The organism is Ginsengibacter sp., assembly GCF_057362405.1.
The window spans coordinates 1-18,878 of sequence record NZ_JBMQQG010000104.1 but is presented as its reverse complement, the minus strand read 5'-3'; the positions used below and the strand labels follow the sequence as shown (position 1 = coordinate 18,878).

General features: G+C 38.8%; 12 protein-coding genes. 7 read left to right on the top strand and 5 right to left on the bottom strand.

Annotation, left to right across the window (positions count from 1 at the left end):
• Together ggt and ACO1O5_RS08920 are read left to right on the top strand one after the other, a co-directional pair.
• On the top strand, positions 1 to 1,322 hold a 1,322-nt coding region (gene ggt, locus ACO1O5_RS08925; protein WP_486269500.1), incomplete at its 5' end, for a gamma-glutamyltransferase.
• 173 nt (positions 1,323 to 1,495) lie between these two features.
• Positions 1,496 to 6,247 carry a translocation/assembly module TamB domain-containing protein gene (locus ACO1O5_RS08920; protein ID WP_486269499.1) on the top strand — a complete coding sequence of 1,584 codons (4,752 nt, stop codon included), beginning with the start codon at positions 1,496 to 1,498 and terminating at the stop codon, positions 6,245 to 6,247.
• Positions 6,248 to 6,307: 60 nt separating this feature from the next.
• Here the strand turns inward: ACO1O5_RS08920 and ACO1O5_RS08915 are convergent, their stop codons facing one another.
• A complete protein-coding gene (locus ACO1O5_RS08915; RefSeq protein ID WP_486269498.1) occupies positions 6,308 to 7,519 on the bottom strand; it encodes a bifunctional 3,4-dihydroxy-2-butanone-4-phosphate synthase/GTP cyclohydrolase II in 1,212 nt (403 codons plus the stop codon).
• 229 nt (positions 7,520 to 7,748) lie between these two features.
• Here ACO1O5_RS08915 and ACO1O5_RS08910 point away from each other — a divergent pair, with 229 nt between their 5' ends.
• On the top strand, positions 7,749 to 11,069 hold the full coding sequence (locus ACO1O5_RS08910; protein ID WP_486269497.1) for a TonB-dependent receptor: 3,321 nt from the start codon (positions 7,749 to 7,751) through the stop codon (positions 11,067 to 11,069).
• Positions 11,070 to 11,171: 102 nt separating this feature from the next.
• On the opposite strand, the gene ACO1O5_RS08905 is transcribed toward ACO1O5_RS08910, so the two are convergent.
• The 4 genes from ACO1O5_RS08905 to ACO1O5_RS08890 all read right to left on the bottom strand — a co-directional run bounded on the left by ACO1O5_RS08905 (position 11,172) and on the right by ACO1O5_RS08890 (position 15,047).
• Entirely contained in the window at positions 11,172 to 11,573 is a 402-nt protein-coding gene (locus ACO1O5_RS08905) for a bactofilin family protein (RefSeq protein ID WP_486269496.1), read from the bottom strand.
• Between the two features lie 6 nt (positions 11,574 to 11,579).
• Positions 11,580 to 12,419 (bottom strand): M23 family metallopeptidase, encoded by an 840-nt coding sequence (locus tag ACO1O5_RS08900; protein WP_486269495.1) that lies wholly within the window; start codon positions 12,417 to 12,419, stop codon positions 11,580 to 11,582.
• A 268-nt stretch (positions 12,420 to 12,687) separates the two neighbouring features.
• Positions 12,688 to 13,896 (bottom strand): cation:proton antiporter domain-containing protein, encoded by a 1,209-nt coding sequence (locus ACO1O5_RS08895; protein WP_486269494.1) that lies wholly within the window; start codon positions 13,894 to 13,896, stop codon positions 12,688 to 12,690.
• Between the two features lie 203 nt (positions 13,897 to 14,099).
• The gene (locus ACO1O5_RS08890) at positions 14,100 to 15,047 is read right to left on the bottom strand and encodes a LuxE/PaaK family acyltransferase (protein ID WP_486269493.1); all 948 of its coding nucleotides are present in this window, start codon (positions 15,045 to 15,047) and stop codon (positions 14,100 to 14,102) included.
• Positions 15,048 to 15,156: 109 nt separating this feature from the next.
• Here ACO1O5_RS08890 and ACO1O5_RS08885 point away from each other — a divergent pair, with 109 nt between their 5' ends.
• The 4 genes from ACO1O5_RS08885 (at position 15,157) to ACO1O5_RS08870 (ending at position 18,776) form a co-directional block, all read left to right on the top strand.
• Positions 15,157 to 15,594, top strand: coding sequence for a hypothetical protein (locus ACO1O5_RS08885; protein WP_486269492.1), 438 nt, complete (start codon positions 15,157 to 15,159; stop codon positions 15,592 to 15,594).
• A gap of 168 nt (positions 15,595 to 15,762) precedes the next feature.
• Positions 15,763 to 16,866, top strand: coding sequence for a M42 family metallopeptidase (locus tag ACO1O5_RS08880; protein ID WP_486269491.1), 1,104 nt, complete (start codon positions 15,763 to 15,765; stop codon positions 16,864 to 16,866).
• A 16-nt stretch (positions 16,867 to 16,882) separates the two neighbouring features.
• Positions 16,883 to 17,860: a biotin synthase BioB gene (bioB, locus tag ACO1O5_RS08875; protein ID WP_486269490.1), complete on the top strand. Its 978-nt coding sequence runs from the start codon at positions 16,883 to 16,885 to the stop codon at positions 17,858 to 17,860.
• Between the two features lie 94 nt (positions 17,861 to 17,954).
• On the top strand, positions 17,955 to 18,776 hold the full coding sequence (locus ACO1O5_RS08870; RefSeq protein WP_486269489.1) for a thiamine pyrophosphate-dependent enzyme: 822 nt from the start codon (positions 17,955 to 17,957) through the stop codon (positions 18,774 to 18,776).
• Positions 18,777 to 18,878 lie beyond the last annotated feature (102 nt).

Genomic DNA, 18,878 nt, shown 5'->3' with positions numbered 1-18,878 from the left:
ACTTATCACAGGACGGTTATCTTTCGGTAGGCGTGCCTGGTTCTGTACCCGGAATTTTTGCTGCTATGAAATATGCAAAACTTTCTATTAGAAAATTAATACAGCCCGCTATTGATCTTGCAGAAAATGGTTTTGCGATTTCAAAAGGCCAAGCCGAAAGCTTTAATGAAACCAGGAATGATTTCATCAAGTATAACTCAACTGTCCCTGTTTTTGTAAAAAATGAACCGTGGAAGGCAGGTGATAAACTCGTGCAAAAGGATCTTGCCAAAACTTTAAAACTAATAAGAGATAATGGTGCTATCGGATTTTACGGAGGTGAGACAGCGCAACTCGTTGTTGAAGAAATGAAAAAGGGGCATGGCATAATAACTGAAGAAGATTTAAAAAATTATGTAGCGAAAATAAGGGAACCAATGACTTTTAACTATAAAGGATACACGATAGTTACCATGCCATTGCCCAGCAGCGGTGGTATTATTTTGGAACAATGTTTAAAAATGAGTAGTTATAAAGGTCTAAGTGATATGAAATTTGAAACGCCCCAATCGGTTCAGCTAATGGCCGAAGTTGAACGTCGTTCGTTTGCTGACAGGGCGAAATATTTAGGCGATGCAGATTTTGTAAAAGTTCCGGTTAAGACGTTAGTAAGTGATGCATACCTCAAAATGCGAATGGATGATTTTGTGCCGGGTAAAGCAGGCAACAGCAATGACATAAAAGAAGGAATGATTGATATAGAAAAGGAAGAAACGACACACTTTAATACACTGGACAAAGATGGCAACGCGGTATCTGTTACAACTACGTTAAACGGAGGCTACGGAAGCAGAACGGTTGTTGCGGGGGCAGGATTTCTATTGAATGATGAGATGGATGATTTTAGTGTGAAGCCCGGTGTTGCTAACATGTATGGAGCTGTGGGTGCAGAAGCCAATGCCATTGCCCCGGGCAAAAGAATGCTAAGCAGTATGACGCCTACGATTGTTCTTAAAAATAATAAACCTTTTTTGGTCGTGGGCACTCCGGGCGGAACCACTATACCAACAAGTGTTTACCAAACGATAGTTGATATTATTGATTTCAAAATGGACCCACGCGATGCAGTTGATAAGCCCAAGTTTCACCAGCAATGGCTACCGGATGTAATTTATATTGAACAGGGTTTTAGTAAAAATGTAATGGAAGCATTGAAAAAAATGGGTTATACTATTTCAATGAGAGGAGCCATTGGCAGAACAGAAGTGATAATGGCCCGGCCCGATGGAACACTCACAGCGGCGGGCGATAAAAGGGGAGACGATGCAGCAGCGGGGTATTAACGGTCAACATGTATAAGGCATTCTTTTGAAATTCAGTCAAAATAAATGTAGGGAAATGGTTTATAATTACTTAATCTTTAACGTGGCATTGATTTGGCTGTAGCAAGGGTTTGATTATTTTTGCCAATCAATTTTCTTCCCTGAAAAAAGTTTATAAAATATCTCTCAGAATCTTGCTCGCATTTCTTGTGTTGATATTAGTGCTTTGGATTTTATTACAAACCAGTTTTTTTCAGAATTATATTATCAGCAGGGTTACGCACCGCCTATCCAAAGATCTTAAAACTACCGTTTCCATTAAGCATGTTGACTTTCAACTTTTTGATAAAATGCTTTTACAGGGAACGTTGGTGCTCGATCACCACAAGGATACTTTGTTGTATGCCGGGGCCGTGAAAGTGAACATCACTGATTGGTTCTTTTTCAAAGACACTATCACTATTAAATATATTGGCCTGGATGATGCAATCATTAATCTGAATCGTAAAGATTCGATATGGAACTACCAGTTCCTGGCGGATTATTTTTCAGGGCCGAAAAGCGCAACAAGAACTTCCGCCAATACTGTTAAATTGAATTTGAAAGAGATTCAATTAAACAGAATTAAGCTATGGCAAAAGGACGAATGGACGGGGACCGATATCCTTTTGTCGTTAAACAAATTGAGTTGCAATGCCGATACATTTGATTTAACCCGAAACATAATAAGTGCTCCCACAGTCTCGATTGATCACCCGCTTTTTTCGCAATACGATTATGATGGAAATGAACCTCAAGATACTACCACCGCTGCATTAGTAACTAAAGTGAACAAAGCAAGCAAGGACTCGCTCGAATGGAATACCGATGGATGGAAAGTTTCCGTAAAGAATTTAGAAATAAGTGACGCGGAGCTTGCCGTTGAAAAACAAACTGTAAGGCCTGTTTATACGGAAGGGTTCGATGATCAGCATATTGTTATTTCGAATATTAATGGTTCATTTAAAAATTTCAGCTTTTTAAAAGATACCATAAGTGCCAAAATAAAACTTTCGTGCAAGGACCGGAATGGGTTTGTGGTAAAAAATTTAGCGGCTGATTTTAAATTTACACCACGCCTTATGGAGTTTAATAAGTTTGATCTTGTAACCAAAAACAGCCACCTGACGAATTATTATTCCATGCGGTATAAAGATTTTAATAATGACATGGGGGATTTTATTCATAGTGTAACAGTTGAAGGGCATTTTGATAAAAGTGAGCTAAGCAGTGATGATCTTTCCTATTTCGCCCCGGATGCCGCTACGTGGAAAGAAAATTTTGTATTGAGTGGAATTGCAAAAGGAACGATCGATAATTTATCAGCACAAAAAATAATAATAAAAGCGGGGCCGGATAACTATTTAGAAGGGGAAATAAATTTACATGGGCTGCCTGATATCAATCAAACGTTTATTGATTTCCGTTCACGGGAGTTCAGGACAAGCTATAGTGAACTGGCACGACTAATTCCGGACCTTAGAACCGTAAGGAATCCTAACTTGAGCTCATTCGGTCATATAAAATTTACCGGGAGTTACACCGGGTTTATTCGTGACTTTGTAACCTATGGAACGTTGACAACCGATATTGGCACATTGCAGTCTGACGTTCAAATGAAGGTTCCCTTCGAAGGAAAAGCCATTTACAATGGCACTCTTTCAACAAACAATTTTCAATTGGGGAAATTCATAAACAACAGCCAGATCGGCAAAATTGCATTTAATGGCAAAATAGATGGGAAAGGGTTTAATGCAAAAGACGTTGATATTGGAATAGACGGCAGTATCAGCCGCGTTGAATTTAACGGCTATCCGTACACGAATATTATTGCCCACGGAAATTTCAGGAAGAAGTTGTTTTCGGGCACGGCCAGTATCGATGATCCTAATATTAAAATTGATACGCTTACAGGATCCATCAACTTTAGCAGGCTCGATCCTGAATTTAATTTAAATGCAAGTGTTGGCCGCCTCAATCTTAAAAATCTTGGCTTTACGAATGATAGTATTTCTTTAACAGGGAATTTTAATCTTCATTTTGCCGGAAGCAACATTGATAACTTTTTAGGATCTGCAAAAATTTACAATGCTATTTTACTTGATGAGAATCAGCATTTATCATTCGATTCTCTCGCCATTAATTCAACAATCGACAACGGAAAAAAATATTTATCGGTTGAAACAAATGAATTGGAAGCCACGCTAATTGGTAATTTCAAAATTCTGGAATTGCCAACCGCTTTTCAGTTATTTCTCAACAGGTATTATCCTGCTTACATAAACAAACCAAAAAAGGAAATAGAAAACCAGGACTTTACCTTTTCAGTGAAGACAAAAAATGTGAGCAATTATGTATCTCTTATAAATAGTAAAATAAGCGGACTGGATAATTCCGTTTTTATTGGGAATATTAATGTTGCAGAAAATATATTAAACGTTGAGGCCAATGTACCGCAATTCAATTTTAGAAATACAAGTTTTAATGATATTCATTTTACCGGGCGTGGAAATGCGGATACGCTTGCTTTTAATGGAGATATCGATGATGTGGTCATAAACGATAGCCTTCATGCGCCGGCGACAAAAATCCGCGTAATAGCTCATAAAGATATTTCGGATGTAACGATAAATACTTCCGCCAACAAAACTTTAAATGCTGCAAATCTTTCAGCAAAAGTTCTTACCAACTCAAATGGTTTTAAACTGATGTTTAATCCTTCAACTTTCACAATAAATGAAAAGCAATGGACCATTGCCGAAGGAGGGGTACTCGAACTTGATAGAAATAAATTATTTGCAGACAAAATAAAGTTCGACCAGCAAGGGCAGGAAATAAACGTGTCAACGGAACCTTCACAAATCGATTCGGGAAATGATGTTTTGGTTGGAATGAAAAAATTAGAGGTAGGTGATTTTGCGCCCTTATTTTTTAAGACGCCTAAGATAAACGGGTTGATGAGTGGGTCGATCCGTATCAATAATCCTTTTGGAAAACTGGCGGTAAACTTTGATACAAAAACAGAACAGTTCCGTTTTGAAAATGATTCTGTAGGAATGATATCAACAAATGGCGAATATTTTTCGGGCACCGGCGAAGTGAAAGTTCATGCCGTTTCAGACAACAGCCTTTATAATTTTTTAGGAGATTTCGCTTATTCGCCTGGCGACTCCAGCAATAATCAATTGAACGGAACAGTTACACTAAATCATTCAGGAATACACGTTCTCGAAAAATATCTTAGCGATATCTTTGATAATATTTCCGGCAGAGCCACGGGTGTATTGCATATCTCGGGTACGGCTGCAGATACAAAACTTACCGGAAGAGTATATCTTGACAGCACCACAATGACGGTTGACTATACCAAATGCCGCTATATTTTAGAAAACAATTCCGTATTAACTTTCAATCCTGATGAGATCGACCTTGGTACAATTATTATCAGGGACACGCTCAATAATACAGCGACTGTAACGGGGAAAATATACCATAGCTTTTTTGATAACTTTTTCTTCAACAATTTGCATGTAAAAACAGATCCCAGGGGAAAGAACCCGGCAAAATTTATTTTATTAAATACAACTTCAAAAGATAATAATGAGTTTTATGGAAATCTGATAGGTGAAGCGGAAATGTCGTTGAATGGTTTTGTTACAGATATGAAAATGAGTATTAGCGGCCAGCCAACTGATAGTAGTCATATTTATTTACCCACTGGTGAAACTGCTGAAACCGGCTCGTTGGATTATATTGAATTCACCAAATTTGGGCACGAAATGAAAGCAGACCTTAGCTCCCATAAAAGCTCAAACATAAAAGTTGATATGGCCATTACCGCCAATCCTTATGCAAAAATTGATGTAATACTTGATGAGACAACCGGCGACGTAATAAAGGCGCAGGGAAATGGAAAACTAAATATTACTGCAGGAACAACAGACCCACTTACCATAAGAGGAAGATATGATATTGAGGAGGGACAATACACCTTTAACTTTCAAACTTTTTTAAAAACGCCATTTACTTTAGAAAGAGGTTATATAGAATGGCAGGGAGACCCCTACCTTGCCAATCTCAATATCGACGCCGTTTATAGGGCGCCAAAAGTTGACCTGAGTAATATACCTACGAGCTTAGGCAGGTCGGCTACTGCTAAAGGCGATGTTGATATCATCTTTAAGTTAAGAGGAACACTTAAAGAGCCTACGCCGTCGTTTGAGTTTCAATTTACTTTTGATAATCCATTAAAGTCCGATCCAATAGCTAATGAGTATTTAAAGACTTTTCAGTCAGATCAAAACGAATTAAACAGGCAGGTGACATCGTTACTTCTGTTTAATACATTTATGGGAAGCCAGCAAGGCTTGCTTACCGGTAACAATACAGGAAATTTTGTAACGAGAAGTGTTGGCCAGCTATTATCTTCAACACTTACTACTTCACTTAATTCATGGTTAAAAAAACTGCTGAATACAAACACAGTTAATCTTTATACTAATATCAATACGGCAGATTTCAATTTCCAAAAAGGAGGTACGCAAAAAGAAATTCAAAACGTTGGAAACTTTGGTGTGAACACAGCGTTTCTCAAGAACAGGCTACTCGTTAATTTTGGCGGAAATGTAGACTATAAACTGGCACAAAGCGCTACCAATTCAAACTCTAATTTTTTGTTCACGCCCGATGTTTCTTTCGAATATTTAATTTCGCCCGACGGACGATTAAGGGTTATTGGGTTTAACCGCAGCGACGCAGACTTAGGGGATATTTCCGGAATCACGCGTCGTAACCGAACAGGTGTGCAGCTTTCGTACCGGAGAGAGTTCGACACTTTTACTGAATTTTTTACCAATCAAAAAAGAAGACTTAAAAAGCCGGTTGCGGACACAACTTCTAAGTATTAATTAAAACATTTCAAAGGCTTTCTCTATGCCACGCAGGGTTTGAAAACCGGGGTGGTATTATTAAATTTTACCCGTTTGTAAAATATTATGCCCTAATTTATCTCTCTTCGTAGTAAGATATTTTTTGTTATGTGAATTGGGCTTTATTTCTATCGGAACTATCTCAACTATTTCAAGTCCATACCCAAACAAACCTGCTCTCTTCCTTGGGTTATTAGTGATGAGTTTTATTTTTGAAATACCCAGTTCCCTTAAAATTTGCGCTCCTACACCATAATCTCTTTCATCCATACCAAAGCCCAATTTTATATTTGCTTCCACGGTATCTAATCCCTCTTCCTGTAATTTATACGCCTTTAACTTATTAACCAGGCCAATTCCTCTTCCTTCCTGGTTCATGTATAATACGACACCTTTTCCCGCCTCTTCTACCATCTTCATTGCAGCATGTAACTGATCCCCGCAATCACATCTCAGCGACCCTAAAATGTCTCCCGTCATGCAACTCGAGTGCACTCGCACTAACACCGCCTCATCTTTTTTCCATTCACCTTTTTTAAGCGCCATATGTTCTTCTCCGGTATTAAGTTGTTTATAGGCTATCAATTCAAAAGTGCCGTATTTCGTAGGCATTTTCACCCGTACATCTTCTTTAATGAGCGTCTCTTTTTTGAGGCGATAAGCTATTAGATCTTTTATTGTAATAATCTTTAACTGGTGTTTTTTTGCAATCAGTTTAAGTTCGGGAAGTCGCGCCATGCTACCGTCTTCATTCATAATTTCTACCAAAACACCGGCATCGCCATGCCCTGCAAGTTTAGCCAAATCTATTGTGGCCTCTGTGTGACCGGTTCTTCTTAAAACGCCGCCATTTTTCGCCCGCAGCGGAAATACGTGGCCCGGCCTCGCGAGTTGTTCCGGTTTGGTTTCGGGATTAATTAGAGCCTGGACGGTTTTTGCACGATCATGGGCCGATATTCCGGTTGTGCATCCTTCACCTAAAAGATCTACACTCACCGTAAATGGAGTACCGTGTAAAGCCGTATTATCATTTACCATAAGTTCAAGTCCCAGTTCATCGCATCTTTTTTCAGACAAAGGTGCGCATATAAGCCCTCGCCCATGTTTGCTCATAAAATTGATGATCTCTGGAGTGACATTCTTAGCTGATGTAATAAAATCGCCTTCGTTTTCCCTGTCTTCATCATCCACCACAATTACTAATTTTCCATTTTTTATATCTTCAATCGCAGCTTCAATTGTATCTAACATGTTGTATCTTATTTATGCAAAGATAGTCGAATGAAAATCCTTATTATTTAAAGTGAGTGAAAATTGCTTAAATCGTAATTGTTCAGAACGTCTTAATAATTTATTAATATAACAAAAGCAGCTTTTGCCATTAATAGGTTGCCTTGCAAATGTTAATAAGTGTTAACAAATCACAATCACAAATATCATTTTATTTATTTCCTTTGCGGCTAAAACTAAAACTCTAATCATGAAACTAGGAAAACTCGTATTATTTCTAATTGTTGCTCTTATTTCCGCTTTTTCCGTTAGCGGGCAGGTTACAACTAGCAGTATTGTTGGATTTGTAAAGTCTGACGAGGGGGCACCATTGGAAGGCGCAACTATTACTGCAATTCACCAGCCGTCCGGTACTAAATATCAAACCATAAGTAAGAAAGATGGAAACTTTACAATTCCTAACACAAGGGTGGGAGGACCCTATACCATAACGGTGGATTTCGTTGGATATACACCTCAGAAATTGGATGACGTAACATTAATTCTCGGAGAACCCTTTATAGCTGATGTTACTCTATCTACTAAATCTACAGAACTAAAAGAAGTGACTATAAATGCAGCAGGTAGCCGCACTTCAAGAACTAAGACAGGAGCGAGTACTGTATTTAATTCAAGACAAATTATGATGTTGCCTTCAATCTCAAGAAGCATTACCGACTTTACGAGAGCTACTCCACAGGCCAGCAGCGGAAATAGCTTTGCCGGCAGAGATGGAAGGTTTAATAATCTCCAGATCGACGGAGCCAACCTTAACAACAACTTTGGGTTATCTACCGATCCTCAGCCAGGCGGCGGCGCAAGCCCAATTTCTATAGACGCTTATGATGAAATTTCGGTAAACATAGCACCATATGATGTTAGACAATCGGGTTTTACGGGAGCCGGTTTGAATGTAATAACAAAGAGCGGAACCAATACATTTCACGGAACGGCTTATGGGTTTTATCGCGATCAAAGTTTCAACGGAAAGCATGTTGGAGATGTAGACCTCACACAAACTCCTCAAAAAAATAAGGTATATGGCGCAAGCCTTGGCGGGCCAATCATCAAGGACAAATTATTTTTCTTTGCCAATGCTGAGTGGGAAAATAAATCGGTACCTAACTCTAACACTTTTATTCCTACTGGTTCTTCATCTTCGGGGCTTCTGTCTGCGGCACCGAAGGATTCGCTGGATAAATTTGCTTCAGTATTGAAATCAAAATATGGGTACGATGCCGGCGCTTATGATAATCGGCCAAATTATGTGACTAAGAACAGAAAATTACTGGGCAAGATAGATTGGAACATCAGCGACAAACAGAAATTAGTAATTAAATACAGCGATTTCAAGGGGTCTGACCAATCGCCTTTAAATGGTAGCAGTGTGCCTAACAGTGGCGCTGGCGGATTCACCATTAGGGGAACTTCAGGAGCGCTCGGCAGGTTACCCAATAACAGAAACAGTAACCAGTCAATAGGCTTTTCAAATTCAGATTATGGAACCGACCATATTGTTCAATCTGGCACTGTCGAATTGAATAGTAATTTCAGTAGCAGGTTTTCAAATCAACTATTACTTGCTTATACACATATAGATGATAAAAGAAACAGTCCCGGTGGAATTTTCCCGACAATAGAAATTTTCGATGCAGATGGAACGGTAGCTGGTGTAACCAAAGGGCGCAACTATATGAGCGCCGGCACGGATCCGTTCACAAGAAATAATGAAGTGGTTAACAATGTTGCCGCTCTTACTGACAACTTCACATATTATGCCGGAAGACATACGCTGACAGCGGGAGCAACTTATGAATATCAAAAAGTAGGAAATGCGTTTATGCCGGGCTCGGAGAGTTATTACATTTATAACGACTTAAACGATTTTGTAAATGATGCTGCGCCTGCTTATTTTTCGTACACCTACTCTTTAGTTGCTGGTCAACCAAAGGTATTTTCTGCCAATCTTCAACTTGGTCAGTTGGGAGCTTACGTACAGGATGAATTCAACATCAACAGTAATTTTAAACTTACTTTCGGGATAAGGGGAGATGTTCCAACTTATCTGAAACAACCACTTTCAAATCCTGCTATTGAGGCGCTGCAATTTCCTGATAAGAATGGAAACCTGACGAGCTATAGCACCGGCAAATGGCCCAAAGCAAATATTTTATTTTCACCGCGTGTAGGTTTCAGGTGGAAAGTACCCGACGAAAAAGGGCTTGTTTTACGGGGTGGAACAGGAGTTTTTACGGGTAAAATACCATTTGTATTCTTAACCAATATGCCAAGCAATAGTGGCGTTTATCAGAATGGTGTAGTTCTTAACAAGGCGGCTGATTTGGCAGGCATAACTTTCAATCCTAACCCTGATGCCTATGTTTCTAAGTTCCCTTCAACCATTACGGCTAAGGCACCCGGGAGTTTTGTATTGATTGATCCTAACTTTAAGTTTCCGCAGGTCTTCAGGACAAATTTTGGAATAGATAAACAACTCGGGAATGGGTTTACTGCCACAGTAGACATTTTGTATACAAAAGATTTGAATGCAGTTAAAATGCGTAATGCCAACCTGATAGCTCCTTCGGGAACTTTATCGGGCGCAGATAACAGACCATATTATCCTACGACACAAACAGGAAGTTCAAAATTTGTTAATCCTAGCGTCGGTTCAGTTATAGTTCTTGAAAATACTAAGAAAGGTTACTCATTTGCAAGTACTGCGCAATTGTCGAAAGCGTTTGCAAATGGATTTTATGGATCAATTGCCTATACGTACACTTTAGCTACCGAAGTAAGTCCCAACCCCGGCTCCCAGGCTACTTCAGCATGGCAATCTATTATCAATAGAGGAACTCCTAATGATGAAGAACTTTACAATTCGGCCTATTCAATTCCTCACAGGATTGTTGGTACTATTTCTTACAGAAAAGAATATGCGAAACACTTTGCAAGTACCTTATCTCTATTTTATGAAGGACAGGCCCAGTCAAGGTTCAGTTACATAGTTGGTGGCGATGTTAATAAAGATGGAAACAGTTCATCTGACCTGATGTACATTTATGCAAAAGGTTCCGATGTTCCTTTTGCAGATTTTAAGAATTCTGACGGATCGGTTAAATATTCCATTGCTGACCAACAAGCAGCATACGATCAACTTTTAAGTAACAGCAAATATCTTAGAAAACATGCCGGTCAATATGCAGAAAGAAACTCAGCACTAACGCCCTGGTATAACCGCATAGACGCAAGATTTTTGCAGGACTTTTTCATAATGGCAGGGGGTACGAAACATACGCTTGAATTTAGCGTGGATGTTCTGAACGTTCCAAATTTACTTAGTAAGAATTGGGGATTAAAAGATCTCTATACTATCAACAATCCACTTTCCCTCAAATCTATCGATGCAAGCGGAACGCCGGTTTATAACCTCGCAGAATTTAATAAAGCTTTAATAACAAAACCTTTCTATACTGACGTTTCTACCTTCAGCACATGGGGTATGCAACTTGGATTGAGATATATATTTTAATAATTGATTTTTTGAACTTAAAACGCCCTGCAATTGCAGGGCGTTTTTGTTACTTATAAATTTTATTAGAGTAGATTGATCTACTTCAACTATTCATCTATATTATGAAGCTTCAGCTAATGGCTCTTGTTGTGGAATTGGCTGTTGTCTTTTCATATTCAATTTGCCGTTGTATTGTGCTCCTAGTTCAATTTCAAGCGTGTCGGTTGTGATGTCTCCGTTCACATTTCCCGTCTTTTTTATTTCCAACTGTATCGATTTTACATTGCCATGTACAGATCCGAATATTACTGCCGATTTGGTATTCAGGTTACCTTCAATGGTGCCTTTTTCTCCCAGTATCACGCCTCCTTCAACATTTACATCTCCTACAATTTTACCTTCTATTCTTATTGCTGCAGTGCCTTGCAATTTACCAGTAAAAACGAAGCCTTCGCCAATTATGGTTGAAATTTCCTGTTGGTTAATTTCCAGTGTCTGTTGTTTGTTATTTTTTTTAAACATGTTATATTAGTTAAGGGTTAAAAAGTTTTTGGGATCTATTTTTTCGCCGTTTTTATGCACTTCATAATGCAAATGCGGTCCTGTTGAACGTCCGGTAGAACCTATGTTACCTATCTGCTGGCCTATTTCAATCTTCTGACCAACACTTACAAGAATTTTCGATAAATGCCCGTAAAGTGTTTCAAAACCATTGCCATGTTTTAGCATAATACAGTTTCCAAAACCACCTCTTAAACCCGCAAATTCAACCTCTCCTTTCGCCATCGCTTTAACCGGAGATCCCCAGGCTGCTCTAATATCCACACCTTTATGGGTTTCAACTCCTTCTCCACTAAATGGATTTTCGCGATGTCCAAATGTAGAAGTGATTGCCCCGGGATAAGGATAACCCAAAGGCGTATACGAAATGTTATAAATTATCTTCTTTAAATAATTATCGTAAAAACCGCTGATCTCGTCTGTGGATATAATGTCATGATCTTCTTCGCCACCTTCAGGTACTTTCAAAGTCGATTTAATGCCCCTCGCTCTTAAATATCCATTAATAGTTACAAGTTCTTTATCTATAGTGGTAAACTTGTCGCGGATGGCATTGGTATCCACTTGTGCGTAAGTCACATGCATCGATTGTATTTTTTGTGAAAGCGCTTCACGAATTTGAGACTGCTTCAGGTTATTCGAGGTGAGAAATACGATTGTGCCTATCAAGCCAAAAAAAACAAGCAACATAGCTGCCAGGTATTTTTTCCAGTTGAGAATTAGTTTGCTTGAAATTTGCATGGGCTTAATTCCCTGTGCATTTTTGTTTACAAACAGTACGGTGGTTTTTTCTTTTTTAGGATTCATTATTGCCAGGTTAAATTAAATAATATACTGGATTGCTTAACTTGGATAACTAGTATATTGAATTCGGATATACCTACCTGTTGGTAGAGATATAATGATAAACGGGAAAATAATTATTTAATTGCCCATGTGGAAAGCTTTTTTAGAACAGAATTTACTTCGTAGTAAACTATTGATAATCAGTGTAAAATTATATAGATAGGATTGGAGAAACTGTAGTGTGGATATTTAATTGATTAATGAAAGAATAACGCACTTTCATCTTTATTCAACCGGGAGCCTCTTCAACTTTCTCTCTTTTTACTATAATCATACTAGGATTTTTGGAAAACATAAGTCCAATCATCATTACTAAAGCTGTTAATACTATAACCTGTATTACCAGCGATGTATTTACGAGCGAGATATTATCGGCCGGTATAATTTTCAAGAAAAGCAGAATGGTGATAAGGCCCCTTGGCGCTACGAATAACAACGGCATCAAAGGTAATTTCAAGACTTTTAGCATTATGGCGCGAAAAATAAATATCGCGACGACAATTAGCGCGGCCCAAATAATGGTTTCGGCATTTAATAATTCTGATTTTTTCATCAGGTAACCAAAAAGCAGGAAGAATAAAGCCCTTATTAAGAATGTTATTTCGACAATTAATTCTTTGAATTTATGAACTTCTTTATCTAATTCTCTTGGCCGTAAAACCTGTATCCACTTAAATTGTTTTAATTCATCAAGATTGCCCAAAAATAGCCCGAAGAGAAGAATAAAAATTAGTGCAGGTAAATGGTAAATTTCTGATATAGCATATATTAATATCACCAGTAAAATGATCGGCACAAATTTAATCTGGTGCTCTATTTTGCTTAGCAGGTAAGATAGCCCTATCGTAGCAATAAGTGATATAGCCGCGATCAATAACAGTTGTAACGTAAAGCGGCCAGCAGATTGTAAATTAATAACACTGTTGAGTGCGATAAAATTGAAAAACAGAACACCCAGGATATCTGAAAGGCTGCTTTCATAAATTACGAATTCCTTATGGGTTGTAGAGAAGTTTTTTACGCTGGAAATTGCAACAGCACTGCTTATTACACAAAATGGGATTGCGTTAGTCAGACTTATTTTAAAGGGGACCTCTTCAAAATAATCAAAGAGAAAAGCCAGCAGGAAAGCTAACCCCAACATTGACACCAAAGCAACTACAAATGATTTCGCTATTAAAGCCTTTTTGGTTTTATCATATTCAAGTTCCAAAGAACCTTCAAGTACAATTAACACAAGGCCTATAGTTCCTAAAAATGGCAGCAAATTAGTAAGATCCGGAATACTAATTTTCATCAATTGAGAGGCCTGGCGCACAATCGATCCGAGAATTAATAATAAAAGTACCGAGGGGATTTTTGTTTTTGAGGAAGTCAGGTCAAATACATAGGCAATCAGCAATAAACCACAAAGCGTTATAATGACGGGGATTATCATAATTAGTTTTACTGTTGTTGCTAACTGTTACCACTACACGGTTAAATTTTAATTTGTCAACTGTAATTTTTTGTTGTCTACAATTGTATTTCTACGGTGAAAATTAATTTTTTTAAAGTTAGGTGAAACCGGCCAATTAACTTTTTTATTTCATCGACCCCGTATTACCTTATGGTTTTTTTACCAGAACATTTTTTTACAAATCACGCTGATGTAACTAATAAACTGCAACCCCTCAAATCGCTGATATCCCTGCGGCCCAGCACTTCAAAAGAATGATCATGGTATAATTTGCCAACATCGTCAGTTGCGATAAAACAACAGGAATAAATGTTTGCAAGGTCTATCACATTGATTAGTCCCGCAGACGGCTTAATTGCTGAACGCGATGCTTTTATTTCAAAAGGATCGTTTTCTTCTCTAATTAATATTTTCATCCACGGTGGACACCGATATAAGCCTTTTCCTTTTGAATATGCCTGCGATAATAATTCAGTCATTCCATATTCTGAATGAATGTTTTCCAATCCGAGTTTTTGCTGCAAAAAACTATGAACTTCGTCACGCGTAATTTCTTCCCTTCTACCTTTCATACCGCCTGTTTCCATAACAGTTGTATGATTAAGTTTCAAAGAATACCTTTCTGCGAAATCCAGTAAAGCAAAAGTTACACCAATTAGTAAAACACGCTGATTTCTTATTTCGTTATGAACTAAAGCCTGGTAAAGTTTTTCGTAATCATGAAGATAAAATCCACTATGCGGGTGATTGCTCACTTTTATAAGATGATCAACCATTGTGATCAAAGATGAATTCTGCCTTTCGAGATAACCCGGCAGTAACCCGATAATACACCAGTCTTCGGGCCTGCCATAAAAAAGTTTGAAGCTTTCCATAAAGCTTTCTTTATATACGGATATTTTTTTTACCAGATGCCTGCTGGTGTTCTCTCCGGTAGTTCCGCTACTTTCAAAAATAATTTCCGGTTCAAAACTTGAAGTAGTAACCACATTGGATTTGAAGAATTGAATGGGTAAAAAAGGAATATTTTCAATTTTATCAACCTTTAGCGCATCAACCTTTAATGCATCGACATAGCTCTTGTATATTATATTGTGCTTATACTGTAACCGGAATATCTCCAAAGCCATTTGTTGGAAATTATAATTATTGGCCGAGAAAACTTTATCTTCCCATTTAGATATTTCTAAAATATTATTCAGGTTTTAATATTTAATTTTGAACAATTAAAACACAAAGATGCGCTATACCCTTTTAATTTTTGTATTGATAATAATTACCTGGTCTTGTTCTAAGAATAAATTTTCCTCAACCCCTTCTTTAAAATTTAAGTCAGTAAACACCACGGCCCTTCATCCGCAGGGGGTATTAAATTTCGCTTTAACTTTTACTGATGCAGAAGGCGATTTCTCCGACAGTGGGTCGATATATGTAGAATTCCCTCAAAGAATGTTGCCAGGCTGCACGATCAGTAACAACTATGCCACTTTTGTTTTACCGGTTTTTCCGGCTACCAAGGACGAGAAAGGAACTATAAATGTGTCTTTGAATTATGGCGATATCACTCCTCAATGTTCACCCCTTAATGACACTACTGTTTTTCGCTTTGTATTAAAAGATAATGCCGGCCATGTAAGTGATACTGCATCTTCGCCTACAATTATTATTTATAATTAAAGTAGGGTTAATCAATTTTCAGAATTTGGTTTATGCAAAAGTATTTTGTTGCGACCAATGGAGGTTGTATGTATAGATGATATGATTTTCCTAAAGACATTACACGTTTATCTTGTCGGTTTAAAGTTTTAAATTGCACCCTTCATCCTAAAAAGAACATTCACTATTATGGCAAAAAGCAAAAAAGCAAAATCGTTAATAACTGAACAATCACTTGATTTTTTAAAGAGTTATATCAATACACCTTCTGCAGTAGGGTTTGAAAGTGGCGGGCAAAAAATGTGGCTTAATTATATTAAAAATTATGTGGACAGCACGTTTACCGATGCTTATGGAACTGCGGTAGGAGTTATTAATCCAACAAAGCCATTTAAAGTCGTAATAGAAGCACATGCAGATGAAATAAGCTGGTTTGTAAATTATATAACGGCTGAAGGATTTATTTATTTAAAGAGAAATGGGGGGGTAGATCACCAAATTGCACCTTCTCAAAGAGTGACGATACATGGTAAAAAAGGTCCGGTAAAAGCTGTGTTTGGATGGCCTGCCATTCATACAAGGTCTGGCGGTAACGATAAGGAACAACAACCCAAAGTAGAGAATCTGTTTCTTGACTGTGGCGCACGTAATAAAAAAGAAGTAGAAGATTTAGGTATTCATATTGGATCGGTAGTAACCTACGCAGAAGGTTTTGATGAATTATCGTATGGAAATTTAATTGGCCGTGCATTTGACAATCGCATTGGTGGTTTCATAATAGCCGAAGTAGCCCGGTTATTAAAAGAAAATAAAAAGACGCTTCCTTACTCGTTATACATTGTTAACGCTGTTCAGGAAGAAATTGGGCTTAGGGGCGCTGAAATGATTGCCCGTAAAATTAAACCCGACATTGCCATTATTACTGATGTAACGCATGATTCCAATACGCCAATGATAAATAAAATGATTGAAGGTGATTGTTCCTGTGGAAAGGGGCCTGCATTAGTTTATGGCCCTGCAGTTCACAACAAACTTTTAGGGATTATAGAAAAAGTTGCAGAAAAGAATAAAATCCCCCTCCAATTAAGAACTGTTAGCCGCAGCACCGGCACTGATACGGATTCGTTTGCGTATGCTAATGATGGATGCCCGTCTGCCTTAATTTCAATGCCGTTGCGGTACATGCATACTACTGTTGAGATGATCAATAAAGATGACGTGGAAAATACTATCAGGCTTATGTATGAAAGTGTGTTGACGCTTACTCCTAAAACTAATTTGAGTTATTTTTAATTAAGATTAATTACAAATGCAAATAAGAAACAACTGGACCAAAGACGAAATTGCGGAGATATATAATACTCCTTTGCTCGAACTTATTTATAATGCGTCTACCGTTCACCGTGAGTATCATGCCACCGGTGAAGTGCAGGTGTGCACTCTCCTTTCTATTAAAACCGGGGGATGCCCTGAGGATTGTGCTTATTGCCCGCAGGCGGCCCGTTATAATACGGGAGTAGAGGTGCAGGCGCTTATGAAAAAAGAAGAGGTTTTGGCTTACGCCGGGAAGGCAAAAAATGCCGGCTCTACCAGGTTTTGCATGGGTGCCGCGTGGCGGGAAGTGAGGGATAACAAAGACTTTGACCGTGTGCTCGAGATGGTTCAGGGCGTAAACGAATTAGGAATGGAAGTTTGTTGCACCATGGGCATGCTTACAGAGGAACAGGCAAAAAAATTATATGACGCAGGGTTATATGCATATAATCATAACGTAGATACTTCGGAAGAACATTATGCGGATATTATCACAACAAGAACTTACGACGATCGGTTGAAAACTTTAGGGAATGTTCGAAAGGCAGGTATTAGCGTGTGCAGTGGCGGTATTATAGGCCTCGGGGAAACACACGAAGACAGAATCGGTATGTTACACACCTTGGCTACTTTACCTTCGCATCCCGGAAGTGTCCCGGTAAATGCATTGGTTAGAGTAAAGGGAACGCCTTTGCAGGATAATGCCAAAGTAGACATTTGGGACATGATAAGAATGATTGCCACTGCCAGAATTATTATGCCGGCTGCAATGGTTAGGCTAAGTGCCGGTCGTGCCGAAATGAGCATTGCCGAGCAGGCGCTTTGTTTTATGGCAGGCGCCAATTCCATTTTTTCAGGAGATAAATTACTCACTACCCCTAATCCCGCATTCGATGAGGATAATGCCATGTTTCAGTTATTGGGATTAAAGCCGCGGGAAGCATTTAAAGATGAAAAAGTTTTGGTTAATTAATTAGCTGATCAGCTAATTAGCCAGTTAGCTAATTAATATGATTGATAAAGAAATTCTGTTAAAGGCTTTTCGGTTAATGTGCAACGCCAAATTTATGGCGGAAACCTATGAAGCCAACCGGCAGGTATGTAAATATGTTCATGCTACTTCAAGAGGTCATGAAGCCATCCAACTGGCTACCGCATTTCAATTGTTGCCCTGCGACTACGTTAGTCCTTATTACCGCGATGAAAGTTTATTACTAGGTCTTGGATTTTCTCCTTATACTTTAATGTTACAATTGCTTGCAAAAGGTGAGGATATTTTTACAGGCGGCAGGGCATATTATGCACACCCTAATTATCGCGGTTCGGACAAGCCGACGATGATACATCAGAGTAGTGCCACGGGTATGCAGGCGATACCCACTACGGGCATAGCCCAGGGATTACAATTTTTGGAAACGATAAATTCCCGGTATTACCGGAAAGGGGATGGTGGTGAAACTCCCATTGTAATCTGTTCTTTGGGCGACGCTTCTTTAACTGAAGGAGAAGTGAGCGAAGCTTTGCAGGTTGCAGCGTTAAAAAAACTTCCCATTATTTATTTGGTGCAGGACAATGATTGGGGCATCAGTGTTAGCGCTGCCGAAGCAAGAACAATGAATGCATTTGAATTTGCCGGAGGCTTTAAAGGCCTGCAGCGTATAAGCATAGACGGTAGCGATTTTTTTGAAAGCTATGAAGCAATGAAGAATGTCATTTCGCAGGTTCGTGAAAACCGGCAACCATTCTTGGTACATGCAAAAGTTCCGTTACTGGGACATCATACCAGTGGCGTGCGAAGAGAGTTTTACCGGTCTGCAGATATGGAAACTACGAGGAATCGACCGCCAAGGCAGTCACCTCGATCGCCGCGGGCCGTGCCCCCGACCTGATGGTGACCGGCTGGAAGTTCGGCTACTTCGCCAAACGCACCCTTGGGGCGCGTGATCTGCGCAGCATCGACGAGGCGCGCGTCAACGCGATCATCGGCAATT